The sequence below is a fragment of the Streptosporangium sp. NPDC087985 genome, assembly GCF_044741965.1.
GTDB lineage: Bacteria > Actinomycetota > Actinomycetes > Streptosporangiales > Streptosporangiaceae > Streptosporangium.
The window spans coordinates 946,768-972,713 of sequence record NZ_JBIUTQ010000001.1; the positions used below are offsets into that span (position 1 = coordinate 946,768).

At 69.5% G+C, this 25,946-nt stretch carries 20 protein-coding genes; 14 read left to right on the forward strand and 6 right to left on the reverse strand.

Translation table 11 applies throughout. The annotated features are described in order from the left end of the window. Window positions 1-32 precede the first annotated feature (32 nt). Window positions 33-554, reverse strand: a complete 522-nt coding sequence (locus ACIN94_RS04595) for a DUF6542 domain-containing protein (protein ID WP_400699611.1) — start codon at window positions 552-554, stop codon at window positions 33-35. Between the two features lie 133 nt (window positions 555-687). Further along, window positions 688-2,001 (reverse strand): DNA recombination protein RmuC, encoded by a 1,314-nt coding sequence (locus ACIN94_RS04600; RefSeq protein WP_400699614.1) that lies wholly within the window; start codon window positions 1,999-2,001, stop codon window positions 688-690. A gap of 196 nt (window positions 2,002-2,197) precedes the next feature. On the opposite strand from ACIN94_RS04600, the gene ychF reads away from it, so the two are divergent. The 11 genes from ychF to ACIN94_RS04655 all read left to right on the forward strand — a co-directional run bounded on the left by ychF (window position 2,198) and on the right by ACIN94_RS04655 (window position 17,413). After that, the gene (gene ychF, locus ACIN94_RS04605) at window positions 2,198-3,286 is read left to right on the forward strand and encodes a redox-regulated ATPase YchF (protein WP_400699617.1); all 1,089 of its coding nucleotides are present in this window, start codon (window positions 2,198-2,200) and stop codon (window positions 3,284-3,286) included. Between the two features lie 548 nt (window positions 3,287-3,834). Then, window positions 3,835-4,869, forward strand: coding sequence for a conjugal transfer protein (locus tag ACIN94_RS04610; protein WP_400699620.1), 1,035 nt, complete (start codon window positions 3,835-3,837; stop codon window positions 4,867-4,869). Between the two features lie 136 nt (window positions 4,870-5,005). Then, complete coding sequence (locus ACIN94_RS04615) at window positions 5,006-5,296, forward strand: hypothetical protein (protein ID WP_400699622.1); 291 nt, start codon at window positions 5,006-5,008, stop codon at window positions 5,294-5,296. Window positions 5,297-5,343: 47 nt separating this feature from the next. Next, window positions 5,344-7,371 (forward strand): TcpE family conjugal transfer membrane protein, encoded by a 2,028-nt coding sequence (locus ACIN94_RS04620; RefSeq protein ID WP_400699625.1) that lies wholly within the window; start codon window positions 5,344-5,346, stop codon window positions 7,369-7,371. A gap of 117 nt (window positions 7,372-7,488) precedes the next feature. Further along, entirely contained in the window at window positions 7,489-9,981 is a 2,493-nt protein-coding gene (locus tag ACIN94_RS04625; protein ID WP_400699628.1) for an ATP-binding protein, read from the forward strand. Beyond that, window positions 9,978-12,356, forward strand: a complete 2,379-nt coding sequence (locus tag ACIN94_RS04630; RefSeq protein WP_400699631.1) for a type IV secretion system protein — start codon at window positions 9,978-9,980, stop codon at window positions 12,354-12,356. The genes ACIN94_RS04625 and ACIN94_RS04630 overlap by 4 nt, the downstream gene beginning before the upstream one ends. A 2-nt stretch (window positions 12,357-12,358) precedes the next feature. Further along, window positions 12,359-13,030, forward strand: a complete 672-nt coding sequence (locus tag ACIN94_RS04635; RefSeq protein ID WP_400699634.1) for a hypothetical protein — start codon at window positions 12,359-12,361, stop codon at window positions 13,028-13,030. Then, complete coding sequence (locus tag ACIN94_RS04640) at window positions 13,027-14,115, forward strand: C40 family peptidase (RefSeq protein ID WP_400699637.1); 1,089 nt, start codon at window positions 13,027-13,029, stop codon at window positions 14,113-14,115. The genes ACIN94_RS04635 and ACIN94_RS04640 overlap by 4 nt, the downstream gene beginning before the upstream one ends. 14 nt (window positions 14,116-14,129) lie before the next feature. Further along, complete coding sequence (locus tag ACIN94_RS04645; protein WP_400699640.1) at window positions 14,130-14,534, forward strand: (deoxy)nucleoside triphosphate pyrophosphohydrolase; 405 nt, start codon at window positions 14,130-14,132, stop codon at window positions 14,532-14,534. 65 nt (window positions 14,535-14,599) lie between these two features. After that, window positions 14,600-15,994, forward strand: coding sequence for a hypothetical protein (locus tag ACIN94_RS04650; protein ID WP_400699643.1), 1,395 nt, complete (start codon window positions 14,600-14,602; stop codon window positions 15,992-15,994). Window positions 15,995-16,072: 78 nt separating this feature from the next. Continuing rightward, complete coding sequence (locus ACIN94_RS04655; RefSeq protein ID WP_400699646.1) at window positions 16,073-17,413, forward strand: hypothetical protein; 1,341 nt, start codon at window positions 16,073-16,075, stop codon at window positions 17,411-17,413. Between the two features lie 75 nt (window positions 17,414-17,488). Here ACIN94_RS04655 and ACIN94_RS04660 read toward each other — a convergent pair whose 3' ends face one another. The 4 genes from ACIN94_RS04660 to ACIN94_RS04675 all read right to left on the reverse strand — a co-directional run bounded on the left by ACIN94_RS04660 (window position 17,489) and on the right by ACIN94_RS04675 (window position 22,232). After that, entirely contained in the window at window positions 17,489-18,250 is a 762-nt protein-coding gene (locus ACIN94_RS04660) for a succinate dehydrogenase/fumarate reductase iron-sulfur subunit (RefSeq protein ID WP_400699649.1), read from the reverse strand. Window positions 18,251-18,252: 2 nt separating this feature from the next. Beyond that, window positions 18,253-20,145, reverse strand: coding sequence for a fumarate reductase/succinate dehydrogenase flavoprotein subunit (locus ACIN94_RS04665; RefSeq protein ID WP_400699652.1), 1,893 nt, complete (start codon window positions 20,143-20,145; stop codon window positions 18,253-18,255). 9 nt (window positions 20,146-20,154) lie between these two features. Beyond that, the gene (locus ACIN94_RS04670; RefSeq protein WP_400699654.1) at window positions 20,155-20,943 is read right to left on the reverse strand and encodes a hypothetical protein; all 789 of its coding nucleotides are present in this window, start codon (window positions 20,941-20,943) and stop codon (window positions 20,155-20,157) included. A 356-nt stretch (window positions 20,944-21,299) separates the two neighbouring features. Then, complete coding sequence (locus tag ACIN94_RS04675) at window positions 21,300-22,232, reverse strand: LysR family transcriptional regulator (RefSeq protein WP_400699657.1); 933 nt, start codon at window positions 22,230-22,232, stop codon at window positions 21,300-21,302. A 197-nt stretch (window positions 22,233-22,429) separates the two neighbouring features. Here ACIN94_RS04675 and ACIN94_RS04680 point away from each other — a divergent pair, with 197 nt between their 5' ends. The 3 genes from ACIN94_RS04680 to ACIN94_RS04690 are packed head-to-tail and all read left to right on the forward strand — an operon-like array spanning window position 22,430 to window position 25,898. Next, window positions 22,430-23,194, forward strand: a complete 765-nt coding sequence (locus ACIN94_RS04680) for a succinate dehydrogenase cytochrome b subunit (protein WP_400699660.1) — start codon at window positions 22,430-22,432, stop codon at window positions 23,192-23,194. Further along, window positions 23,194-25,116 (forward strand): fumarate reductase/succinate dehydrogenase flavoprotein subunit, encoded by a 1,923-nt coding sequence (locus ACIN94_RS04685; RefSeq protein WP_400699663.1) that lies wholly within the window; start codon window positions 23,194-23,196, stop codon window positions 25,114-25,116. Before ACIN94_RS04680 ends, ACIN94_RS04685 begins: the two co-directional genes overlap by 1 nt. A 44-nt stretch (window positions 25,117-25,160) precedes the next feature. Further along, the gene (locus ACIN94_RS04690; protein WP_400699960.1) at window positions 25,161-25,898 is read left to right on the forward strand and encodes a succinate dehydrogenase/fumarate reductase iron-sulfur subunit; all 738 of its coding nucleotides are present in this window, start codon (window positions 25,161-25,163) and stop codon (window positions 25,896-25,898) included. Window positions 25,899-25,946: the final 48 nt, after the last annotated feature.

Genomic DNA, 25,946 nt, shown 5'->3' on the forward strand with positions numbered 1-25,946 from the left:
GGACGGCGCGGCGCCTCACCGGCGCGGAGGCCTCACTGCTCTTCGCGGGGCGTGCCGTACACCTTGGGCTCGAAGTAGCCCTCGGGTTCGGGGGCGTAGCCGGCACCGCCGCTCCTCGGGCGAGGGATGTCCGGGCCGGTCGCCCGCAGTTCCTCGCGCAGGTCGCGGACGCACTGGGCGAGGCCGCGGCGCCACGCGACGAGCAGAACCACGATCGAGCCGCCGAAAAGCCACGGAGCGCCGGCCGACAGTCTGGTGAGCATGCCCAGGCTGAAGGCCTGGACCAGTGAGGCCGCTCCCAGCGCCCGGACCGTCTCGACGGTCAGCGTGGCAGCCAGGAAGACCAACGGTGGGGAGACCACCAGCGAGAGCAGGTCCCGCCGGTTCACCAGCGACACCGCGGCCACGCAACCGGCCACGAACGCCACGCCGGTCAGTGCCGGCGACCCGAGTAACGCCTGCAGGACGCTGCCTACCAGTGTGAACACCAGCATGGACGCTATGGCGCCCCGAGCGGTCAGCCGGATGCCGACACTGCGCTTCTGTTCACTCACGCGATCACCCCGCCAAGCGGTTGCCCGTCGCTTCGCTCGCCCACCAGACGTCCCCCTCGACCTCGGCCCCTCATCGCCAACCCCTCCGCTCCGCCTCCAGTGTCCGGCCGTCGACGTCCCAGGAGAACGGCTTCTAGGGCAGGTCGTTCGTCAATTTACCGTTCAGCCGGGACATCAGAGAGGAGCTTGACCTCTCCTCTTCCAGTAGTTCGGGCGAGGTCAGCGCGCGCGGCAGATCCTCGACCGTCCCGGGCCCGTCCAGCTCGGTCTCGACCAGCCCCAGGTCGTTCAGCTTGCGCGCGCTCACCAGCACCCGTGTCTCCAGGGAGCCGACCGTCCGGTTGTAGGACTCCACGGCCCTGCTCAGCGAGCGGCCCATCGCCTCCATGTTCCGTCCCATGGTGCCCAGCCGCTCGTAGAGTTCCTTGCCCAGCTCGAAGACCGCCCGCGCGTTCTCGCTGAGCGCGGCCTGCTGCCAGGCGTACTGAGCGGTGCGGAGCATGGTGATCAGCGTGGTGGGTGTGGCGATGTGGACCCGCCGCCGCATGGCGTACTCCAGCAGGGCCGGATCGCGTTCCAGAGCCGGGGCCAGGAAGGCCTCGCCCGGGATGAACAGCACCACGAACTCCGGCGCCGGGCTGAACGCCTGCCAGTAGGCCTTGGCGGCGAGCCGGTCTACGTGCTCGCGCACGTGCCGGGCGTGGGAGTCGAGCCGGGCCGCCTGGTGGTCGGGGTCGCCGGACTCGGCGGCCTCCAGGTAGGCGGCCAGGGAGACCTTGGAGTCGACCACGACGTTCTTGCCGCCGGCCAGCCGCACGACCATGTCGGGCCGGAGCACGCCGTCGGCGGTGGCGGCGCTCGCCTGCTCGTCGAAGTCGCAGTACCGCTGCATCCCGGCGATCTCGGCGACCCTGCGGAGCTGGAGCTCCCCCCACCGGCCCCTGGCCTCCGGACGCTGCAGGGCGCGCACCAGCGCGGCCGTCTGGATGTGGAGCCGGTCGTTGCTCTCGCGGACGACGTCGATGTGCTTGGCCAGCTCGGCGTGGGCGGCCCGCTGACCCGACTGGGTGTCGCGCAGCTGCGTCTCGACACGGGCCAGGGTGTCCTTCAACGGCTCGATCAGATGCTCGACGGCCTGCTTGCGCTGTTCCAGCTCTCCGGCGGCCTCGGTACGGCTGGCGGCCAGCCGGGTCTCGGCCAGCTCCAGGAACCGCAGGTTGTTGACGTCGAGCGCGCGAGCCGACAGGGCCTGGAAGCGTTCGGCGAGCTGTCCTTCGACGTAGGCGACCTTCTCCTCGGCGACCTTTGCCCGCGCCTCGGCCTCGGCCAGGCGCACCCCCATGTCCGTCGCTCCCGCGGAGGCACGTGCCCGGCCCAGCAGGAATCCGATCGCGAGTCCCGCGGCGAGTCCCACGGCGAGCTGGAAAACAAGTGCCACGACGTCCACCCCGGAATGATCGCAGGCCCGGTGGATCCTGGCCTCCCGACACGCCTTGCGGACCTGCCTCCGCGTCGCTCCCGCGCCACTCCGTTCCGTCGCCCGGAGCGTCCCTCCGAACAGGGAGAGCGGGAGGGGGATGTCGGCGGCCTGTGACGTGCCCGCGGCGGGTAGCACTGGGTGATTCCCCGTAAACTCGGCTGATGTGAGCCTGAGCATCGGCATCGTCGGATTGCCCAACGTCGGTAAGTCAACGCTTTTCAACGCGCTGACGAAGACCGCCAACGCCCTGGCGGCGAACTACCCGTTCGCCACCATCGAGCCCAACGTGGGCATCGTCGGCGTTCCCGACCCGCGGCTGGAGAAGCTGGCCGAGATCTTCGGTTCCGCGAAGATCCTGCCCGCGAAGGTCGAGTTCGTCGACATCGCCGGGCTGGTCCGCGGTGCTTCGGAGGGGCAGGGGCGGGGTAACCAGTTCCTGGCCAACATCCGCGAGACCGATGCCATCTGCCAGGTCATCCGGGTCTTCACCGACCCGGACGTGACCCACGTGGACGGCGGCGTCGCCCCCGAGCGCGACATCGAAACGATCAACACCGAGCTGATCCTCGCCGACCTGCAGACCCTGGAGAAGGCGATCCCCCGCCTCCAGAAGGAGTCCAGGACCAACAAGGACCGCAAGTCCACGCTGGATGCGGCGGAGGCGGCGGTCAAGCTCCTCGACGGTGGCACCACCCTGTACGCCGGAGCGAAGGGGGCCGGGATCGATGTGGCCGACCTGCGCGAGCTGCACCTGCTGACGGCCAAGCCGTTCCTCTACGCGTTCAACCTCGACGCCGACGAGCTGACGGACGAGGACCTGCGAGCCCGGCTGGCGGCGATCGTCGCGCCGGCCGAGGCCGTCTTCCTGGACGCCAAGATCGAGTCCGAGCTCGTCGAGCTCCCCGACGACGAGGCGCTGGAGCTCCTGCAGTCCGTCGGCCAGGAGGAGTCCGGTCTGTCCCAGCTCGCCCGCGTCGGGTTCGAGACCCTCGGCCTGCAGACCTACCTGACCGCCGGCCCCAAGGAGACCCGGGCCTGGACGATCCGCAAGGGCGCCACCGCCCCCGAGGCGGCCGGAGTCATCCACACCGACTTCCAGCGCGGCTTCATCAAGGCCGAGATCGTCTCCTTCGACGAGCTGGTGGAGGCGGGTTCCATCTCCGCCGCCCGCCAGGCGGGCAGGGCCCGCATCGAGGGCAAGGACTACGTGATGCGCGACGGCGACGTCGTGGAGTTCCGCTTCAACGTCTGAAGATGACAGACAAGACCGCCTGACCTGCGACGGAGAGGTCAGGCGCGAGACACGATCCGCTGCGGGCCTCCTGATCCGCTGGGGTTGTCCCCCAATTTCACGGGCAACCTCAACGGAACAGGAGAAAGCCCGGTCAACACCACCGTCGCGCCCTTCGGCCCCGACGTCTCATGGACTCCTGGAGCCGAGGCCCTGGGGCCCTCCTCCAATCGGCCCTGTTCTCCCTTCTGGTTACGCTGAGTGACGCATTTCTGGTAAATGCGCAGGTCGCGACAGTCTCGGCGCTGTTTGGACAGCAATGCGTGGCGTTTGAGTAACCAGGCTCTCCACCGACCAGGCATAACGTGCTTTTTTAGGGATGTGACCAGGTAACGGGTTCGCCGGGGTTCCAGACCGGGTTTGCTCAGTCAGGAGGATGCCTGCAGCATAGGCGTGGCTTTCCTGGAACAATCGCCGGGACGGTTAGAGTAAGTGCTTGACCATGGTTAACGGGGGCGGAAGTAATACGACACCGCGCCGACCGGGGGATGGGCGCGAGCGGAGGCATGATGGCTCGAAGGGCAACGGTCCAGCGTGATCCTCGGATCGCTGGCGAGCCTGAGCCGTCGGCGTACGCGGACGCGTCCTACGACTCCGGCTTCGACGGCGCTCCGGCCCGTGGGCGGAGTGTGATGTCCCGGGGCCGCTGGTCCGGCGGAGGTGGGCGCTGGCTGGTATGGACCGGCCGCGCCGTTCTCTGGGCGTTAATAGTAGTCATCGTGGTGAACGGGGTCCGTGCACCTTTTGAACGTTTCACTCGGCCGAACGCCGCAGGTGGATCGGTCCCTCTTTCCGCCGACACTGAATTTCCCGTCAGCCGGGCGACCTCTTTCGCCAGCCAGTTCGCCGCCGTCTATCTGAATTTCGAAGCCGTCCGTTCCCAGGAAAGGGCGTCCAGACTCGCGCCTTACCTGCCCGACGGCGCCGAACCGCAGTTCGGCTGGGACGGTCTCGGCCGGATGGCCGCCGGTGCCGTCCAGCCGTACGGCACGGAGATCGTCGACAGGGAGAACGCCGTGGTGACCCTGGCATTCCAGTCGGGGAGCCGCCGCCAGCTCCTGTCCGTACCGGTGTTCCACGACAGCCGGACGGACAGGTTCGTGGTCTCCGGGCGCCCGGGGATCCTGCCGGCTCCGACGCCGGCGAACCTGCCCCCGTTGCCCGCGGGTGAGAGGGACGAGGCGGCCGAGGCCGAGCTCCGTACGCCGCTGGCGGACTTCTTCAAGGCCTATGCCGCGAGCGACAGCGCCTCCCTGCAGCGCTACGCCGCCCCCGACGTCACCCTGGAGGGGTTCGGTGGCGCGTTCACCTTCGTGCAGCTCAAGAACCTCGTCGTCCCCCTCGTGGGTGGCGCCACCCGCGACGTCACCGCGACGGTCGTGTGGGGCGTGCCCTCGGGTACGGCACCGTCCGCCGACACCACTTCCACCGATCCCGGGGACGCCGTCGGGAAGCTGGAGCAGGCCTACCTGCTCACCGTGGTCAAGCAGGGCGACAAGTGGTATGTCAAGGACATCCGAGGCGCGAAACGGTCTGTGGGGTAACACATGATCGAATGGTGTCGAGCCGCAGTGAACAGACCCCCCTTGATCAGTGAGTCGGCGGTGGGCGGGTTCGGACATGCGTGTCGCGGGCCCGTGTCCGCCCGCCGAGCGCGATCATGAGCACGGAGGACGTGAAGTGATCCTGAAGACCATCCTGCTGAGCGTGATCGACCTCGCCCAGCCAGCCGCTCCTCCAGCGGGCGTGAACACCGAGGGACTGGCCGACTTCCTCCGCAAGTTCTTCGCCCCGCTCTTCCTTGTCGTCGTCTCCGTCGTCGCGCTCTTCTTCCTCTTCACCCGTGAGATCACCAGGTTCGTGCAGTTCATCATCCTGGCGGTCGCCATCGGAGTGATCTTCTACGTGCCCAACATCATCGAGGTGACGGCCAAGGCGATCGCGGGCGCACTGGGCATCACGGGGGGTTGAGATCGCTTGTAGCGGTCAGAGAAGCGAGAGGCGGAAAGGAGGAGCGCGTGGACCTGCCCACGTACACCAATATCTGGCGGATCGAGAAACGGCTCTACAAGCTGTACGACCTACGGCTACCGATGCCGCTTCCCATTGTCTGGATCGGTGTGTTCGTGGGCGTGGTGGTGCCCTGGTCGCTGCTGCTCTACCTGTTGGGCCTGCCCCTCGCCGCGCCCTGGCACGTGGTCTACCTGGTGCCACCCGGGATCGTCACCTGGCTCTCCACCCGGCCGGTGATCGAGAGCAAGAGACTCACCGAGCTGCTCCAGTCGCAGCTGCGCTACGTCGGTGAGCCCCGCACCTGGTGCCGGATGGCTCCCACCGCCGAGCCCTCGGAGATCAACCTGACCGGCCGGATCTGGCAGGCCGCGCCCCAGCAGGCCGCCCCGGTCCGGGTCAGATCCTCACGCAAGGCCCGGCACGCGCAGTCGAAGCGTGCCGTGTCCTCCAGGGAGGTCCGCCCCGCGGTGGCCGCCGCAGCGGCGGCGGCGGCCGCGGCCCCGGTCGCCCGCGGATCGGTCGCCTGGGGTGCGGCTCCCGCCCCCCGCCGGGGCACCGCCCCGGCCCTCGGGCAGGCGGTGGCCGCCGGTGGCGCCCCGGAACATGTTTCCGCCGTACCGGTCGAACGGGTCTCCCTCGCCCCGCCTCCCGCGGCCTCCACCGCGCTGGTCAAGGCCCTGGTCGACCCCATTCCCGCCAAGCCGTCCGCTCCGGTCCTCCCGTCCGGCCCCGAGTCCGTGCCCGTCGCGTCCGCTGAGCCCGAGCCTGCGTCCCCCGAGCCTGCGTCCGCCGAGTCCGTGCCCGTCGCGTCCGTGCCCGCTGAGTCCGTGCCCGCCGTGCCGGCGGTTCCGATCGACACCGAGGCGCTGCGGCGCCTGCGCAGGCTCGCCGCCTCGGCCGAGGCCGAACGCGCTCCGGCTCCGGCCCGGCCCGCTCCACCGGCCGCCGAGACACAGAGATCGCGGACCTGGCCACAGGAGCGACCCGCGGGGACGCCCGCGGGCGTCTCGATCCGGGCGGTCCCCTCGGGGGCCGAGGCCAAGGCCGATCCGGTGGCGCCCACGGTGGCGGTGCCCAGGTCCGCCCAGGGTGAGACCAGGGTGCGCCGGGTGGAGTCGGTCGTCGGCCGTGACTCCTCGGGCGGATGGCGGCGGCTGGCCCAGGTGGTCATCGGACCGGGGAGCACGAGCCGTACGGACGGGGCGGAGGTCGACGAGGCGCGGGCCAGCGCGGTGTTCGGCGGCAGCCGCCGGGTGGTGGTGCTGGGATGCACCGGGGGAGCCGGGCAGACCACGACCGCGCTCATGCTCGGGCACACCCTTGCCCGCTACCGCGAGGACCGGGTGCTCGCGGTCGACGCGGGCGTCGGCATTCACGCCCTGTCCAACCGGATCCAGGGCGAATCGCCCGAGACCCTGATCTCCCTGCTGACCGGTCTCGACAACGTCCGCGGCTATCTGGGCATGCGCGCCTACACCAGCCGCTGCGCCTCGGGCCTTGAGGTCATCGCCGGCGACAGCGACTCCGGTGCCGAGCAGCGGCTCTCCGACCGCACGCTCTTCTCCGACCGGCGGCTCAGCCAGACCATGGACATGCTGGACCGGCACTACAAGCTGATCGTCATGGACCCGGCGGCGGCACTGGCCGCGCGGGTGCTGCCCTACGCCGACCAGCTGGTCCTGGTGGTCCCGGCCAGCCAGGACGGGCCGGACGCGGTGGCGATGACCTACGAGTGGCTTGACGGACACGGCTGCTCGGACCTCAGACGACGCGCGATCATGGTCGTCAACGGGGTGAGCCGCCGCAGCATGGGCGACGTGGAACAGGCCGAGGCGCTCGCGCGGGGCCGGTGCCGGGCGATCGTGCGGGTGCCCTGGGAGGACGAACTGGCTCCCGGCAGGTCCGAACGGGTGGAGCCGTCCCATCTGCGGGCGCCCGGCCGCCGGGCGTATCTCGCGCTGGCCGGAGTCGTGGTGGCGGGTTTCGGAGCGGCGCAGGCGGTTCGATCCAGCGAGGAGGAATTGGCTCAGTGATCCCCCGGGCGCGAGGAGACGTGGTGAACGGGCGTAACGAGGTGGGTGTGTGAGCGAGCGCGGCGAGCGAGCCGTCAGTCGCAGCGGTCCGGCCCTCCGGCCGGCGAAGGAGGTCGTGTGAGCCGCGCCTCGCGGGCACGCAGCCGCCTCGCGGTCCGATACTTCGACGACCGGATCCTGCTGACCGACTCGTCGGTCTGGGCCTACTTCCGGCTGCCGACCGTCAGCTACGAGTTCATCACGTCCGAGGAGCGGGAGGCGCTGGCCACCAACATCACGATCGCGCTGGCGACGATCCGGATGCCGGACGCCGAGGTGCACCTGCGGGTGGCGCACCGCACCTACCCGGCGGCCGAGTGGGCGATGGCGCTGAACGCCACCTCCGACGAGGGCCCCGGCTGGCGCGACTACCTGGAGGAGATGTACCGGCACGTCTGGGCGAAGGACTTCTGGAGCAAGGAGGTCTACCTGGGCGTACGGCTCGGCGCGCGCGGCAGGCAGCTCGGCACCGGGGTCCTGGCCCAGCTCTTCGGCTTCTACCAGCAGAGCGAGAAGGCCCTGGGGATCGAGGACGACCACGTCCCCAAGGCGGAGATCACCAAGTGGTCCGAGCAGGCCGAGCGGCTGGGCCGGGCGCTGTCGGCGAGCGCTCTGTACGCCCGGCACGCCACCTCCACCGAGATCGCCTGGCTCTTCCAGCACGCCGCGACCGGCTCCCTCGGCGATCCGCCGGCGTCGGCCAGCCCCAAGCGGCGGTGGGGTCAGGGCGAGATCGAGTCCCTGGTGGAGGGGCAGATCCACAACGGCAGGTCGTTGCTCCGGATCGAGCAGCCGCACGGCGAATCCTATGTCGCGCACCTGTCCTTCGCCCGGTTCCCGGACATGATGCCCTTCCCCGACGGCGAGCCGTGGATGCACTTCGCCGACCAGCTGCCCTTCCCGGTGGAGATCAGTTCGAGAATGCGGCTGATCTCGCCGATCAAGGCCAGCAAGGACGTGGCTCGCAAGCTCGCCCATGCCCGTGACATGGACATCCACATCCGGGAGGCGGGTGCGGAGGCACCGCTGGCGCTGGCCGAGCAGATCGACGCGGCCCGGATGCTGGAGCACGGCATCACCAAGGAACGCCTGCCCTTCGTGTACGGCTGGCACCGGCTGATCGTGTCCGCCCCGACCGAGGAGATCTGCGTGCAGCGGGTCGAGGCGGTCGTGGAGCACTACCGCGACATGGGCATTGACATCGTCAACTCCACCGGCGACCAGTTCTCGCTGTTCTGCGAGGCGCTGCCGGGTGAGCGGGTCCGGGTCAACGCCTACGCCCAGCGGCAGCCGCTGCGGACCATCGCGGGCGGTATGGCGACCGCCACCGTGGAACTGGGCGACCGGGCGGACGATGGCAAGGCCGGCTGGATGGGACCGTACGTCGGGGAGACCCTGGGCCGTGCCCGGAGCATCGTGCACTTCGACCCGCTGGTGGCGGCCACGCGCAACCGGCCGACGGCCATCGCGATCACCGGCGAGCCCGGCGGCGGCAAGACCACGCTGGCACTGCTGATGATCTACCAGATGGCGTTGCGCGGCGTGACGGTCGCGGTCATCGACCCCAAGGGCGACGCCGACTCCCTGGTCCAGCTGCTGCAGAGGCGCGGCAGGAAGGCGCGGATCATCCCGCTCGGCTCGGCCGCGCCGGGCCTGCTCGACCCCTTCTCCTTCGGAGACGACCTCGCGACCAAGAAGACGATGGCCAGCGAGACGCTGCGGCTGCTGCTCCCGCGCATGTCGGAGGAGCGCGAGTCGGCGATGATCCAGGCGGTCGCGGCGGTCTCCAACGGGGAGAACCCCTCGCTGGGCAAGGTCGTCGACTTCCTGGAGCGGACCGAGGACGCCGCCTCCAAGAACCTGGGCGCGGTGCTCCGCTCGATGTCGGACATGCATCTCGCCCGGCTCTGCTTCGACCCCTCCGGCGGCGACCAGATCGACACCGAGGGCTGGACCACGGTCTTCACTCTCGGCGGCCTGACTCTTCCCGACGCCTCCACCGGCCGCGACGACTACTCCTACGAGCAGCGGCTGTCGGTGGCGCTGCTCTACCTGGTCGCCCAGTTCGCCCGGGGCCTGATGAACGGCCTGGACCGGCGGACGCCCAAGGCGATCTTCCTGGACGAGGCCTGGGCGATCACCTCCACCCCGGAGGGCGCCAAGCTGGTGCCCGAGGTCAGCCGGATGGGCCGGTCCCGTAACACGGCCCTGGTGCTGGTCTCGCAGAACGCCGGTGACCTGCTGAACGAGCAGGTGACGAACTGCCTGTCGTCGGTGTTCGCGTTCCGGTCCACCGAGCGGGTCGAGGTGGAGCACGTGATGGCGCTGCTCGGGGTGGAACCCTCCGAGGAGCACAAGGCGATACTGCGCTCGCTGGGCAACGGCGAGTGCGTCTTCCGGGATCTGGAAGGCCGGGCCGGCCGTATCGGAGTGGACCTCATCTCCGACGAGCTGCTGCGCTGGCTCGACACGAATCCGACCCACGACAGACCAGACGAGAACGTGCATGATCTTTCCGGGGGCGACAGAGTCAGTAGGCCGGGGGCCGCGGCGCTGGAGGTACGTTCATGAAGGGTCCCCGCAAGGGACGGCTACTCAGACGGATCGCCATCACACTGGTGGCGCTTACCGGCTTCCTCGCTCTGCCCGTGTTGCTGCCGGCGGCCGTGCCCACGGCCGCCGCGGCTCCCTGTGACCTCTCGCCGGACCTGACTCCCGAGCTCGTCGGCTCGGGCGTGGACGGCCTGCTGAAACCACCGCCCCCGGACGCGTCCAAGGCGGGGACGCCGGCCGTTCCGGCGCCGGACGGCAGCCCGGACGGCGGCCCGCAGGGAAACTACGCCACCTACGGCATGAGCGGCCAGTTCTGGCACACCTACCAGCTCGGCTGCACCGATGTCGCCGCGGTGATGGGCAACATGATGGCGAACACGGTCTTCTCCTGGGCCAAGGCCCTGGACCGGCTGACCATCACGACCTACCAGGCGGCGGCGACCGAGGGCCCCCTGGAGTCGATCAAGGACGTTGCCGACGACATCGTGACCAGACTGTCCGAGGCGATGTACTGGCCCTTCCTGAGGCCGATCGTGATCCTCGGAGCCATCTGGCTGGCCTGGTACGGCCTCATCCGCAAGCGCGCGACCACGACCGCCGAGGGCGTCATCTGGATGGTCCTCGCGGTCACCGTCGCGGTCTGGTTCTTCAGCCGTCCCGGCGACTTCACCGGACTGGGGAAGATCGTCACGGACAAGACCGGCGAGGTGGTCAACTCGGCCTTCTCCGGGTTGCCAGGCGCGGGCGGGGTGTCCTGTCTGCCGGCCAAGGGCGACGCCAATCCCCAGGTCAAGCCTGGCGGTTACGGCCAGAGTGGTGTCCCGGGCGTCGACCAGAACGCTGACGCGCTCTGGTCCACCCTGGTGTGCAAGCCCTGGCTGATGGGTGAGTTCGGTACCGCCGACGCCACCGCGCCGGTAGTGCAGAAATACGCTTCCAAGCTGCTGGACATTCAGGCGGTCGACGCGTCCGAGATCCAGTCCTCTCAGGTCCTCAATACAGATGCCCACCAGGCAAGGTATGAGGAGGAGGTCGCCAAACCGCTGGAGAACACGCCTGTCTTCTTCCTCTTTCAGGGAAAGGATTGGACAAACCGGCTGGGCATCGCGATCGGGGCACTGATGGCCGCGATGGTCGCGGGGTTGCTGATCTTCCTGGTGGCGGTCTCGCTGCTGGTGCTCAAGGTCGGGTTCCTGCTGCTGCTGATCCTCGCACCGGTCTTCCTGCTGATCGGCGTGCATCCGGGGACCGGCCGGATCATCGCGATGCGCTGGGTGGAGATGCTGATCGGCACCCTGCTCAGGCAGGCGGTGCTGGCGCTGGTCCTGAGCGTGCTGGTGTACGGCTACGCGCTGATCATCTCCACGGCGATGCCGTGGGGTATGCAGGTCATGTTCATGGCCCTGCTGACGATCGCGGTGTTCTTCTACCGGCGGCCGTTCCAGCACCTGTTCGCCTCCATGGACGGGCACACGCTCGCCACCCGCATGCTGGGCGACGCGACCACCGCGCCGACCCTGCAGCGCGCGGCGGGAGTGCTGCCACCGGTCGCGGCGGCCCGGATGGGCCGCTGGGGGATGCGCAAGGCGGAGCCCGCGTTGCAGGCGGCGGCGCTCGCCAGTGGTGCCTCCGTCGCCACGGCGGCCGCCGCGGTCGCCCAGGGCAAGGTCCGCGGGGGAGCCGAGGAGAGTGCCCCGGGGGCGACGGCCACGCCTTCGGGCGCCCGGGTCCCGGCCGGTGCGCAGCCCGCGCCGCTGGACACCGACGCCCAGCCGGGGGCGCGGCGCAAGGGGACGGGCCGTCCGGTCACCGCCGCCCGTGCCGGTGCGGCGCCGCCGCTCAACCTCTCCGGCGGTGCGTCGGCGGCCGGCGGGTCGCCGACCCGGTCCGGCGGTCCCAGCCGCGGTGGCGGGGGCGGCTGGTTCGGTGGCCCCTCCGGCGGCTGGACCCCGCAGGGCGGGTCGGGCCCGGCCCCGGCTCCCTCCTCCGGTGGCAGGTCGTCCGCCCCCTCAGGAAGCGGCAGCCGGTCGGGCGGGAGCGTCTTCGGCCCCGGCGGTGGTTCCCGGCGCTGGGACTCCGGCTCACGTGGCTCGGGTCCGGGCTCGGGTTCGCGGAGCGGCTCGGGCTCGGGTTCGGGCTCGCGGGGTGGTGGCGGCTCCCGCAGCTCCTCGGGATCCGGGGGCGGTCTGTTCGGGAGTTCCCGGAGTGCGTCGGGATCGGGGGGCAGCCTGTTCGGCGGACCTTCGGGCGGGGGCAGGAACAACGGCGGCGGCGCGGACAGGTCGTCCGAGGCACCTCCGCTCTGGCTGCCCAGCCGGCCCGAGCAGGGGAGGCAGGCCGATGAGGCTGCCGCGCCCTTCTGGCTCCGCGCGTCCAACCCCGACAGGGACTGACGATGGTCGAAGGGGGCAGCCGCAGGGGAACCGTCTTCGCGGTGCTGGTCGTGGTGCTGGCCCTGGTCGGGATCTACCTGACCATGTGGCCCGACTCCGGCGACGGGCAGCAGGCCCGGACCGATCCGGTGGGGGTGAGCCGTACCGGGCGCGGATCACAGGCGCCGGTGAGTGTCGAGCCGCCCCGCCCGTCGGCGACGGCCAGCGACGCGCCCTTCGACGTCTACTCCTACCTGCCGATGACCAAGCGGGAGCTGGCCGCGGCCGCCGACTACGCCCAGCGGTTCACCGCCGAGTACGGCACCTTCAGCTACGACGAGGATCCAGCGGCCTACGGGGAGCGGCTCCGGGGATACACCACGAACGAGTTCGCCGGAGTGCTGCTCCGTACGGTCACCTCCCCGGGCAGCATCGAGGCCAACCGCGCCGACGAGGTCGTCTCGGTCGGCAAGGCGAAGGTGAAGGAGATCCGGCAGATCCAGAGAACCTCGGTGGTGTTCGTGGTCACCGGCACCCAGAACGTCACCGCCAGAAGTGGGGTGAAGGAGCGGGTCGAGGACTACGCCGTCACGCTCGTCGAGGTCGGCGCCGACTGGCGGGTCCATGACCTGCAGCCGGCGGACGACGGTCAGGACGGAGATGACCCGTCCGCACAGGCCGGAGGGGTCGGATGACGGGAAACAGGAAGCTCTACCTCGCCCTGGTCCTCGCCGTCGGGGGGCTCTGCCTGCTCACGCTGGTGATGGCGCCGCTGATGCTGGTGAGCGTCTTCCCCTCCTTCACCGGCGGCGGCCTGCCCGACTGCGAGGACACCGTCACGAGAGCGGGGGGGCAGTCCGAGACGGCGGTGTCGGACATCCCTGCGGACTACCTCAAGCTGTACCGCAAGAACGCCGAGAAGGTCGGTGTTCAGTGGAACGTGCTCGCCGGAGTGGGCAAGCGGGAGACCGACCACGGACGCTCCAATCTTCCCGGGGTGCACAGCGGCACCAACGAGGCGGGGGCCGCCGGGCCGATGCAGTTCCTGATCAGCACCTGGGGCGGCAAGGCGAGGATCAAGATTCCTTCGGAGTTCAACGGCTACGCCTCCGACGGCGACGGCGACGGCTGGGCGGACGTCTACAACCCGGCGGACGCCATCCTGGGCGCGGCGAAGATGCTCAAACACAACGGCGCGCCGGAGGACGTACGGCGGTCGCTGTTCGTCTACAACCGGGCCTGGTGGTACGTGGACCAGGTCATGGAGATCGCCAAGAAGTACGCCAAGGACGGTGAGGTCAGCGTCCCGCCGGAGGCGGAGGACACCTGCGACGGGCCTCTGGTGGCGGCGGCGCCCACCGAAACGGTGGCCGGGATCCTGGAGTACGCGCTGGCCCAGCGCGGCAAACCCTATCTGTGGGGCGGTACCGGCCCGGACGCCTTCGACTGTTCAGGGATCATCTACATGGCCTACCGGAGCGTCGGCCTGACCATTCCGCGCACGACCTTCGGGCAGTGGCCCTTCGGAGTGAAGATCGCGCCGGGTGATGAGCAGGCGGGGGATCTGGTCTTCTTCAACGCCGGTCCGGGCACCACGGTCGACCGGCCCGGGCATGTGGGCATGGTGGTCTCGCCGGGCAAGATGGTCGAGGCGAGGTGCAGCCTGTGCGGGCCGATCAAGGTCACCTCGTACAAGGAGCGGACCGGCATCGTGGGGTTCACCCGGCCGCTGCGAAATCCCGACGTTCTCGCGCAACTCAAATTGAAGGAGCAGGGCTGACACAATCGGATGTCATGGACAAGATCGTTGTAGGAGCCGCCATCGTCGACGGCACCGGCAGGCTGCTCGCCGCCCAGCGCGCCGAGCCGCCCGAGCTCGCCGGTGGCTGGGAGTTTCCCGGCGGGAAGGTCGATCCGGGGGAGGACGATCGCACCGCGCTGATCAGGGAGTGCCGGGAGGAGCTCGGCGTCCTGGTCGAGGCCGGGGAGCAGGTCGGCGGCGACTGGCCGCTGGCGGGCGGCTATGTGCTCCGGGTCTGGCTGGCGAGGATCGTCGAGGGGGAGCCGGAGGCCAAAGAACATCTGGAACTGCGCTGGCTGTCCATGGGCGAGCTGTACGAGGTGGGGTGGCTACCCGCCGACCTGCCGATCGTGCGGGCCCTGCAGGTTCAGCTGGATGAGGGGCGGACGGTAACGTGATGTAACATGGCGATTACTGAACGCATTGTTGTCGTGCGTCCGTATCGGGGGATCGGAGAAGTGCGGTGGCCGGATGGTGGCGGCGTGCCCGGGTCGTGTCGGCCGTGGGTACGGGGGCGCTCATTCTGGGCGGGGGGCCGGTGGTGCATGCGGCCGGGACGGACGATTCCGTCACGCCCCCTGTCGGGGTGGCCGGAGCCGAGGATCTCAACTTCTGGTCACAGTGGGTCAGCACCAGTGACGTGGTCCGCTTCCGGGTGTGGCTGGAGGGATCCGGCACCGACGCGCGGCTGGCGGTCGTGACGACGCCCGCCGAGGCGCTCAAGAGCGTCGAATGCCCGCAGGAGGCCGACGCCCAGGCGCCGGTCAACGGTGGTGCCGGGATGTGCTCCCTGGGGGAGGTCAACACGCGCAGTTCCGTGGACGTACTGCTCGCCATGCCGGAGACGGCCGCGGATGTCGAGCTGACCGCGGTGGCCCGGATGCGTAATTCCGAGGGCGTGTGGGTCACCCACACGGCGCGGACCACGGTCGGGAATCCGGCGTCCAAGGCGACCGAGGTCGTCGAGGCGGCCGGCCCCGTCCTGCCCCAGCCCGCTCCCGGCGTGCCCCCGTGGGCTCCGGGGATCACCGCGGGGGGCGTGAAGGCGCCGCAGGTCGTGGGAGAGCCGGAGGCGCGGGCCGTGCCGCCGGATCAGCACTCGAAGGACCCCTCCCAGGAGAAGGGCATGTCGATGATCCTGGAGGAGCCCTCGACGCCCGGGGGGAGTGCCTCCATATATGAGGACCACCCGGCGGGACCGGTGGAGCCGGAGCTTTCCGGCGCTCCGCAGTCCGTGAAGCAGAGCGGTCCGAGGGGGATGGCCCGGGTGCCGCGGGGAGAGCGGACGCGAGCCGTCGTGGCCGGACCGTCGTTCTCGCGGGTGAGGGCGGCGGCCAAGAGGGGGCGGATGTCCCGGCTGACGGGACAGGTGCCCCGGCTCCCCGCACCGATGCCTCAGATGCAGCAGATGCCACAGGTGCCCCAAATGCCTCAAATGCAGCAGATGCCGCAGGTGCCTGAGCAGATGCCGCAGGTGCCTGAGCAGATGCCGCAGACGTTGCAGTTCCCCCAGGCCCCCCAGGTGCCGGGGCAGGGACCGGGGCAGGGGCAGGGGCAGGTCCCCCCGGTGTGGAACGACCCCGCCGTCCGGATGCCACAGGCCGCGCCCGCGCCGGCCGTGCCCGCGCCGGCCGTGCCCCCGCTCTACTCGGCGGCGGAACCGCAGCCGCCGGGTGCACCGTTGCCCCGGGATCTGGACGGGTCGAGCCAGGAGATCATGTCGATCGCCGACTCGGGTCCGCTCCTGACCGGCATGCGGGGCCTTCCGGTGGTGGGAGCCGGGGTCGGAGGTCTGCTGGGGATGCTCTGGCTGCAGATGAGGGCCCAGCGCCGTCGCGAAGCACGACCTGTGTTGTAAAAAGCACTTTGCCGTTACTTTGCCCGACTAGTATTTTCCTTGACTTTATTGCACGGAGAATCCCCCCGGAGGGCACCGGTGACGCGTTCACGGCGTACGGCGGCCGTCTCCGCCGTTGTGATGTCCCTGGGACTGACTGGTGCGGCGCTGCTCGCCGTCGCGCCGCTCACCACCACCACACCGGCGGACGCGGCCATACGGCTGGTCCTCGCCAGCCCCTCCGAGATCCCGGGCTGTTACGCCGATCCGGCGGCTCCGTGTGAGGAGCAACCCGCACCGGCCGTCACCGTCACGGTTACCCAGTACCCCGAGGAGCCCCCGGCGCCGCAGAAGACGGTGACCACCACGATCACCGTCCCTCCGTCGAAGCCTCCCAAGACCACGGCCCCGGCCCCGGCCCCGACGCCGACGCTGACGCCGCCGCCACCCGTCATCGTCGAGCCACCGCCCGTCGTCACGGCGGAGCCGACGCAGGACGTCACGGCGGAGCCGACGCCCGAGGAGTCGGAGGTGGTCTTCCCCAGCACGGAGCAGTCTCCGACGGAGATCCCCACCGCTTCGCCCGTGCCGAGCGGCACCCCGGCGTTCGAGGACGTCACGCCCGACCCGGTGCCCTATGAGATCCGTAACGCGGGCTCCGAGTTCGACGGGGCCACGCTGAGCAGCCAGCTCGCCATCCCGGCGTTGATCCTCGTGCTGCTCGTGCTGTTCTCCGTACTGATCTTCGAAGGCAGGTTGCGCCGGCTGGCCCACGCCGCGGCCATCCGACACGCGGGTCCCCGCGTCCCGGGCCGGCAGCACGGTGAGTTCATGGGCGCGACGGGATACCCCGCCGGTCCCGGCTACGGGCCGGCGCCGGGTTTCCAGCACGGCGTCTACCCGGGTGGTACGGCGTACGCCCCGATAATCAGCCTCGTCCCCATGCAGATGTACCCCTCCGTCTACCCGGAGAGCCACGCGCCGGAGTGGTATCCCCAGCCGTACGAGCAGATGTCCCAGCCGGGTTATGAGCAGGCTCCCCAGCCGGGCTACGAGCCGGAGTGGTATCCGCAGACGCATGAGCAGCCGTTCCACCAGGGTCATGAGCAGGCGCCCCAGCCGGGCTACGAGCCGGAACGGTATTCCCCGACGTACGGGCAGCCGCCCTACGGGCCTATCGGGGACGGACCGCAGGCCCCCCTCCCCGACGGTGACGTTCCGCCGGCCGCCCCGGGACAGCCGTTCCCGCAGGGGCCCGGTGAATTTCCCGGCGCGCCCCTCCTGCGGGAATCGCAGGGACCGCCGTATGCCGGCGGCCACGCTGAGGAGACGTTCATCGGCCCGCCGCCCCCTCCCGGGCCCGACAGCACGGCGATCCAGCCTCTCCCGGGTCAGGACGCGGGCAAGAGGAGGCGCGGCCTCTTCCGCCGCTCCACGTAACCGCTGCGACCTCGGGGGGGAGCCCCGAAGGACAGCGCCGGCCGCGTGGACGCGGGCCGGCGCTGTCGGCGGAGGTCAGCTCTTCGAGCCGGAGCGCTTGAAGATCTTGTTGCCGAGCCAGACCAGCGGGTCGTACTTACGGTCGACCACGCGTTCCTTCATCGGGATCAGCGCGTTGTCGGTGATCTTGATGTGCTCGGGGCAGACCTCGGTGCAGCACTTGGTGATGTTGCAGTAGCCCAGGCCGTGCTCCTCCTGGGCGGAGTCCTTGCGGTCGGCCACGTCGTAGGGGTGCATGTCCAGCTCGGCGATCCGCATGAGGAAGCGCGGACCGGCGAAGTTGGTCTTGTTCTCCTCGTGGTCGCGGATCACGTGGCAGACGTTGTTGCACATGAAGCACTCGATGCACTTGCGGAACTCCTGGGACCGCTCGACATCGATCTGCTGCATGCGGTACTCGCCCGGCTTGACGTCCGCAGGAGGGGTGAAGGACGGGATCTCCCGCGCCTTCTGGTAGTTGAACGACACATCCGTGACCAGGTCCTTGATGACGGGGAACGTCCGCATGGGCGTCACCGTGATCGTCTCGTCCTCCGCGAAGGTGGACATCCGGGTCATGCAGCCGAGCTTGGGCCTGCCGTTGATCTCCATGGAACAGGAGCCGCACTTGCCGGCCTTGCAGTTCCAGCGGACCGCGAGGTCGGGGGCCTGGGTGGCCTGGAGCCTGTGGATGATGTCGAGGACGACCTCGCCCTCGTTCACCTCGACGGTGAAGTCCTCAAGCTTGCCCTCGCCGCCCTCGCCCCGCCACACGCGGAACTTCGCCTTGTAACTCATGGCTACTCCTTGACCAACGCGTCGAAGTCGGCCAGCTCTTCCTTGGTGATGTACTTCTTCAGCTCGTCCCGCTCGAACAACGTGATCAGGTCCTCACGCATGGGGGGCTGGACCTTCTCCTCGACGGTCACGCCGGAGCCGTCCGGGGAGAGACCGCAGAGCAGGATCTTGCGACGCCACTGGGGCGACATGTCCGGGAAGTCGTCACGGGTGTGACCGCCGCGGCTCTCCTGGCGGAGCAGCGCCGCCCTGGCCACGCACTCGGAGACCAGGAGCATGTTGCGCAGGTCGAGGGCGAGGTGCCAGCCGGGATTGTAGATCCGGCTGCCGACCGCGCCGACCCTCTGGGCGCGCTCCTTGAGCTTCTCCACCGCCTCCATGGCCTCGGTGACCTCCTCGGCCTTGCGGATGATGCCGACCAGCTCGTTCATCGTCCGCTGCAGCTCGTGGTGGACCTCGTAGGGGTTCTCACCCGGACGGTCCAGCGGAGCGAGCGCTTCGGCCCTCGCGGACTCCACCGAGTCCTCGGAGATCTTCGGGCGGGCCGCGAGCCCGTCCACGTACGAGGCCGCTCCGGCACCCGCCCGGCGGCCGAACACCAGCAGGTCGGACAGCGAGTTCCCGCCGAGCCGGTTGGAGCCGTGCATCCCGCCGGAGACCTCACCGGCGGCGAACAGGCCGGGGACGTCGGCCGCGCCGGTGTCGGCGTCCACCTCGACGCCGCCCATGATGTAGTGGCAGGTCGGGCCGACCTGCATGGGCTCCTTGGTGATGTCGACGTCGGCCAGCTCCTTGAACTGGTGGTGCATCGACGGCAGCCGCCTGATGATCTCGGCGGCCGGGAGCCGGGAGGAGACGTCCAGGTAGACGCCGCCCTGCGGGGATCCTCGCCCGGCCTTCACCTCGGAGTTGATGGCCCGCGCCACCTCGTCACGGGGGAGCAGCTCCGGGGGACGGCGGTTGTTGGCCTGGTCGGTGTACCAGCGGTCGCCCTCCTCCTCGGTGGTGGCGTACTTGTCCTTGAACACCTCGGGGATGTAGTCGAACATGAAGCGCCTGCCCTCGGAGTTCTTCAGCACCCCGCCGTCACCTCGGACGGACTCGGTGACGAGGATGCCGCGGACCGACGGGGGCCAGACCATCCCGGTGGGATGGAACTGGATGAACTCCATGTTGATCAGCTTCGCCCCGGCCAGCAGTGCCAGCGCGTGGCCGTCGCCGGTGTACTCCCAGGAGTTGGAGGTCACCACGTAGGACTTGCCGATGCCGCCGGTGGCCAGCACGATCGCGGGAGCGTCGAACAGGATCAGCTTGCCGTTCTCCCGCCAGTAGCCGAAGGCGCCGGAGATCGCGTCCCCGTCCTTCAGCAGGCGGGTCACCGTACATTCCTGGAAGACCTTGATGTAGGCCTCGGCGTCGCCGTGCAGTTTCTCGTCCTCCTGCTGGAGCGCGACCACGCGCTGCTGCAGGGTGCGGATCAGCTCCAGGCCGGTACGGTCGCCGACGTGGGCCAGCCGGGGGTACTCGTGCCCGCCGAAGTTGCGCTGGCTGATCTTGCCGTCCTTGGTGCGGTCGAACAGCGCGCCCCACGCCTCCAGCTCCCAGACCCGGTCCGGGGCCTCCTTGGCGTGCAGCTCGGCCATCCGCCAGTTGTTGAGGAACTTGCCGCCGCGCATGGTGTCGCGGAAGTGCACCATCCAGTTGTCGTCGCTGTTGACGTTGCCCATGGCGGCGGCGGCGCCGCCCTCGGCCATGACCGTGTGGGCCTTTCCGAACAGCGACTTGCAGACGATGGCCGTCCGCTTGCCCTGCTGGCGGGCCTCGATGGCCGCCCGCAGTCCTGCCCCGCCGGCGCCGATGACGACGACGTCGTATTCGTGACGCTCGATTTCCACAGCTGATCCTTATGCGAACGGGAAGTTGATGATGCCCTTGGCGACCAGCCGGACGTAGAGGTCGGCCCCCATGACGGAGAACATCGAGATCAGCGCCAGCTCCTGGTGCTTGGCGTTGAGCTTGGAGACGATGCCCCACGCCCGGTAGCGGACCGGGTGCTTGGAGAAGTGGTTCAGACGTCCGGCCGTGATGTGGCGGCAGGAGTGGCACGACAGCGTGTACAGGTTGATCAGGACGGCGTTGGCGATGAGGATCCACGTCCCGAGCCCCGTGGGGTTGCCGATGAGCGCCTTCACCGCGTCGACGGCGAGGACCAGGCCGATCACGATCGCCGCGTAGAAGAAGTAGCGGTGGACGTTCTGCAGGATCAGCGGGAAGCGGGACTCGCCGGTGTACTTGCTGTGCGGCTCGTTCACCGCGCAGGCCGGGGGCGACAGCCAGAAGCCCCGGTAGTAGGCCTTGCGGTAGTAGTAGCAGGTGAAGCGGAAGCCGGCGGGAAGGCCCAGGATGAGCAGGCCCGGCGGCAGGGTGTACCAGTCCCCGAAGGGCGCGAAACCGAACAGCCGCGCCTCCTCCGGGCAGCTCGCCGCTGCCAGGCACGGGGACGCGAACGGGGCGTGATATGGGGAAACGAAAAAGCTCTTATCGAAGATCGCCCACGTGGCGTAGACGAGGAACGCCATGAAGATGATGAAAGTGACCAGTGGATAACGCCACCACTGATCGGTCCGCAGGGTGCGCTCCTTGATCTGCGCACGCTGTCTTCTGACCGGGCTGTCGGTCGTTGTCTGGGTCATCGGAGACCTCTCCACCTCCCACGGACCCTGCTCGCCGGGGGTCCGGGTCGTTTCAGTTGTGCCGCGCGCTGGGCCATGGTCGCGCCGGCTCACACGTGCGCGCGCATGTTGGTGGGGGATACGTTACGACGGAGCCCGGGGGTTATGTGAGAAGGGTCACTCGCATTTTCACTGACGGGATGTGATTCCTGTCACGTTGGTCAGGAAAGGGCCACGAACCTGCCAGGTTCCACGGGCTGATCAGGCCTTCGGGTAGATCATCGGCCAGCCCGGCCGGCAGTGGCGCGCCGCCCACCCCGACGGGCGCGAGGTGGAGATGGGCCTCGGTGAACCGCGTCAACGCCATACGGCAGCACTTATGGGGTGATGATCAGCTCCAGGCCTTCGGGAAGACTACCGTCGTGGGCGGCCTCGGCCAGGAAGAACAGCAACGTGTCGCGGAAGGCGTGAGCGGCGCGGGTGGGTTCGACGTCCTTGCGGTGGGCGATGGCCACGGTGCGCTGGAGTCCGGGAGGGGCCAGCGGCGTTCCGGTCAGGCCGGGGCGGCCGTCCAGGACCATCGAGGGGACCAGGGCGATGCCCAGCCCCGCCTCCACGAACCGGAGCACGGCGTCCATCTCGCCGCCCTCCACCGCCAGTTTCGGCTCGAACCCGGCCTGGCGGCAGGCGTTGAGGGTGGCCTCCCGCAGGTCGTAGCCGCGCCGGAACATCACCATCGGCTGCCCACGCAGCTCCTGTATCCGTATGTACCGCCTTCGGGCGCGGGAGATGGAGGGGGAGACGACGACCAGGTTCTCCCGGAGGATCTCCTCGGTGACCAGGGCGGGGTCGTCGCTCTGCAGGGGCATGATGATCAGTGCCAGGTCGAGCTGGCCGCGGGCGAGGGTGCGGACCAGGTCGCGGGAGCCCCCTTCCTCGACGAACAGCTCGATGCCGGGATAGCTCCGGTGGAACCTGGCCAGCGCGTCGGCCAGCAGCCCGGCACAGAGCGAGGGCGTGGCGCCCAGCCGTACCCGGCCGCGGCGCAGCCCGGCCAGCTCGCCCACCTCGCGCCGCGCGGTCTCGGCGTCGGCCAGCATCCGCCGGGCCAGCGGTAGCAGGGCCTCCCCGGCGGGGGTGAGGGTGACGTTGCCGCGGGCGCGGCTGAACAGCGGCGCGCCGAGTTCGGCCTCCAGGACCTTGATCTGCTTGCTGAGCGACGGCTGGGCGACGCGCATCCATTCGGCGGCCTGTGTGAAGTGCCGAGCCTCGGCGACCGCCACGAAGTAGGCGAGTTGCTGGAGCTGCACGTTTCCCTAGCGTACGGAGGTGCCGGCGGCGGATCCGGGGCGGCCCCCGTTGTCGGAGACGATGTGAGATTACTCGCACCGGTCCCGGAGACGGCGCCGTGAAGGCGCCCGGAAGCAGAGGTGATAGCCCCAGGCTATGGAAACCACATCCGCGATGACTTGGACGGAGGGAAACCTCGCTACCTAGCGTCACAGATGTGACTGCCACGATTGAGCGCGGATCCGCCACCGCGCGGGTCAATTCCCCCGCGGGCGCCGCCGCGAAGACGACGAAACCCAAGAGGCCCCAGGGCTTGCTGGGTTCCTCCAATGGGAAGAAGGCGGTGATGGCCGTCACGGGCGCCATCCTGGTGCTCTTTCTCATCGGCCACATGGCCGGGAACCTCAAGAGCTTCCTCGGCGCCGAGAGCTTCAACGCCTACGCCGAGTTCCTGCGGACCATGGGCGAGCCGATCTTCCCGCGCCGTGTCCTGCTGACCACCGTCGAGGCCGTGCTGGCCGTATCGGTCGGCCTGCACATGTGGGCGGCGGTCTCCCTGGCCCGCCGCGCGCGGAAGGCCCGGCCGGTGAAGTACGCGGCCAGGCCGAAGTCCCAGGCGTCCGGGTACACCACCCACATCATGCGCTGGGGTGGCCTCACCATCCTGCTCTTCGTCATCTGGCACCTGCTGGACCTCACGTTCGGCGCGGTCAACCCCGCCGGCTGGGACGGCACGCCGTACGAGCGGCTGGTGCAGGGCTTCGACCCGTCGCGCTGGTGGGTCACGCTCTTCTACGTGGTCGCCATGGTCATGATCGGGCTGCACCTGCGGCACGGTCTGTGGAGCGTGTTCCAGACGCTCGGTCTGGCCGGCGGCCGTGGCTACCGTTCCCTTCAGATCACCGCCGCCGTGATCTCCACCGTGCTGGTCGTCGGCTTCCTCGCGGTCCCCGTCGCGGTCATGATCGGAGTGATCAAGTAATGCAGTACACCGAAGGCGAGCCGATCCGCGACACCAAGGCTCCGGAGGGTCCGATCGAGGACCGCTGGGAGAAGCGGAAGTTCAGCGCCAAGCTGGTCAACCCGGCCAACAAGCGCAAGCTCAACGTCATCGTCGTCGGCACCGGTCTCGCGGGTGGCTCGGCCGCCGCGACGCTCGGCGAGCTCGGCTACAACGTCACGTCGTTCTGCTACCAGGACTCGCCCCGGCGCGCGCACTCCATCGCGGCCCAGGGTGGCATCAACGCTGCCAAGAACTACCGCGGGGACGGCGACTCGATCTACCGGCTGTTCTACGACACCGTCAAGGGCGGTGACTTCCGCGCCCGCGAGTCGAACGTCTACCGGCTCGCCCAGGTCAGCGTGAACATCATCGACCAGGCCGTGGCCCAGGGCGTGCCGTTCGCCCGCGAGTACGGCGGCCTGCTCGACACCCGCTCCTTCGGCGGCGCGCAGGTCTCCCGGACCTTCTACGCCCGGGGCCAGACGGGCCAGCAGCTGCTGCTCGGCGCCTACCAGGCCCTGGAGCGGCAGATCGCGGCCGGGACCGTGAAGATGCACACCCGCCACGAGATGCTCGACCTGATCGTCTCCGACGGCCGGGCGCGCGGCGTCATCGTCCGCGACATGGTCACCGGCGAGATCGAGCGGCACCTCGCCGACGCGGTCGTGCTGGCCAGCGGTGGCTACGGCAACGTGTTCTTCCTGTCCACCAACGCCAAGGGCTGCAACACCACGGCGATCTGGCGGGCGCACCGGCGCGGCGCGATGTTCGCCAACCCCTGCTACACCCAGATCCACCCGACCTGCATCCCGGTCAGCGGCGACCACCAGTCCAAGCTGACCCTGATGTCGGAGTCGCTGCGCAACGACGGCCGCGTCTGGGTGCCGGTCAAGGCGGGCGACGACCGGCCCGTCTCGCAGATCCCCGAGGACGAGCGCGACTACTACCTGGAGCGCATCTACCCGGCGTTCGGCAACCTGGTCCCGCGTGACATCGCCTCCCGTGCCGCCAAGAACGTCTGCGACGAGGGCCGCGGGGTCGGCCCCGGCGGCCTGGGCGTCTACCTCGACTTCGCCGACGCGATCCGCCGCCTGGGACGCGACGCGGTGGAGAAGAAGTACGGCAACCTCTTCGAGATGTACGAGCGCATCACCGGCGAGGACCCCTACACCCAGCCGATGCGCATCTACCCCGCCGTGCACTACACGATGGGCGGCCTGTGGGTGGACTACGACCTGCAGTCCACGATCCCCGGCCTGTTCGTGATCGGCGAGGCCAACTTCTCCGACCACGGCGCCAACCGCCTCGGCGCGTCCGCGCTGATGCAGGGCCTGTCCGACGGCTACTTCGTGCTGCCGACCACGATCGGCGACTACCTCGCCGACGGCCCCTACGGGGAGGTCGACGAGGAGGCCGTGACCGAGGCCGAGGCCGCGGTGCGCGAGAAGATCAACAAGCTGCTGTCCAACAACGGCACCCGCACCGCGGACTCCTACCACCGTGAGCTGGGCAGGCTCATGTGGGAGTACTGCGGCATGGAGCGCACCGAGGAATCGCTGCGCAAGGCGCTGGAGCGGATTCCGGAGCTCCGCGAGGAGTTCTGGCAGAACGTGAAGGTGTCCGGCGAGGCCGACGAGCTGAACCAGGCGCTGGAGCGGGCCGGACGGGTCGGGGACTTCTTCGACCTGGCCGAGCTGATGTGCATCGACGCGCTGCACCGCACCGAGTCGTGCGGCGGTCACTTCCGCGCCGAGTCGCAGGACGCCGACGGCGAGGCCCTGCGCGACGACGAGAACTTCGCCTACGTCGCGGCCTGGGAGTACGGCGAGCAGGGCCCCGTCCTGCACAAGGAAGACCTCGACTACGAGTACGTCAAGATGAGCCAGCGGAGCTACAAGTGAGCGCACCCCGCGTAGCGAATGAGGAGCGGTAAGCGGCCATGGGCATGAACCTCACTCTCAAGGTCTGGCGCCAGAAGGGCCCCGAGGACAAGGGCCGCATGGTCACCTACCGCGTCGAGGACGTGTCTCCCGACATGTCCTTCCTGGAGATGCTCGACGTGCTCAACGAGCGTCTCATCCTGGAGGGCGACGACCCGGTCGCCTTCGACCACGACTGCCGCGAGGGCATCTGCGGCATGTGCGGCATGGTCATCAACGGTGTCGCGCACGGCGAGCAGGTGGCCACCACCACCTGCCAGCTCCACATGCGGCACTTCGAGGACAACGCGGTCATCACCATCGAGCCGTGGCGCGCCGCGCCCTTCCCGGTGGTGAAGGACCTGGTCGTGGACCGCTCCGCGTTCGACCGGATCATCCAGGCGGGCGGTTTCATCTCCGTCCCGGCCGGGTCCGCCCCCGACGCGCACAGCGTCCCGGTGAAAAAGGTCGACGCCGACGCGGCGTTCGACGCGGCCACCTGCATCGGCTGCGGCGCCTGCGTGGCCGCCTGCCCGAACGGCTCGGCCTCCCTCTTCACCGCCGCCAAGATCACCCACCTCAGCCTCCTCCCGCAGGGCCAGCCCGAGCGCGACTCCCGCGCCAAGGCCATGGTCGAGCAGATGGACGCCGAGGGCTTCGGCGGCTGCACCAACACCGGCGAGTGCACCGCGGTCTGCCCCAAGGGCATCCCGCTGGACACCATCGCCCAGATGAACCGCGACTACCTCAGGGCCTCCAAGTAGGTCCCGCGGCAGTCCCGCACCGCCCCCGGTGCCCGGCCACAACGGCTG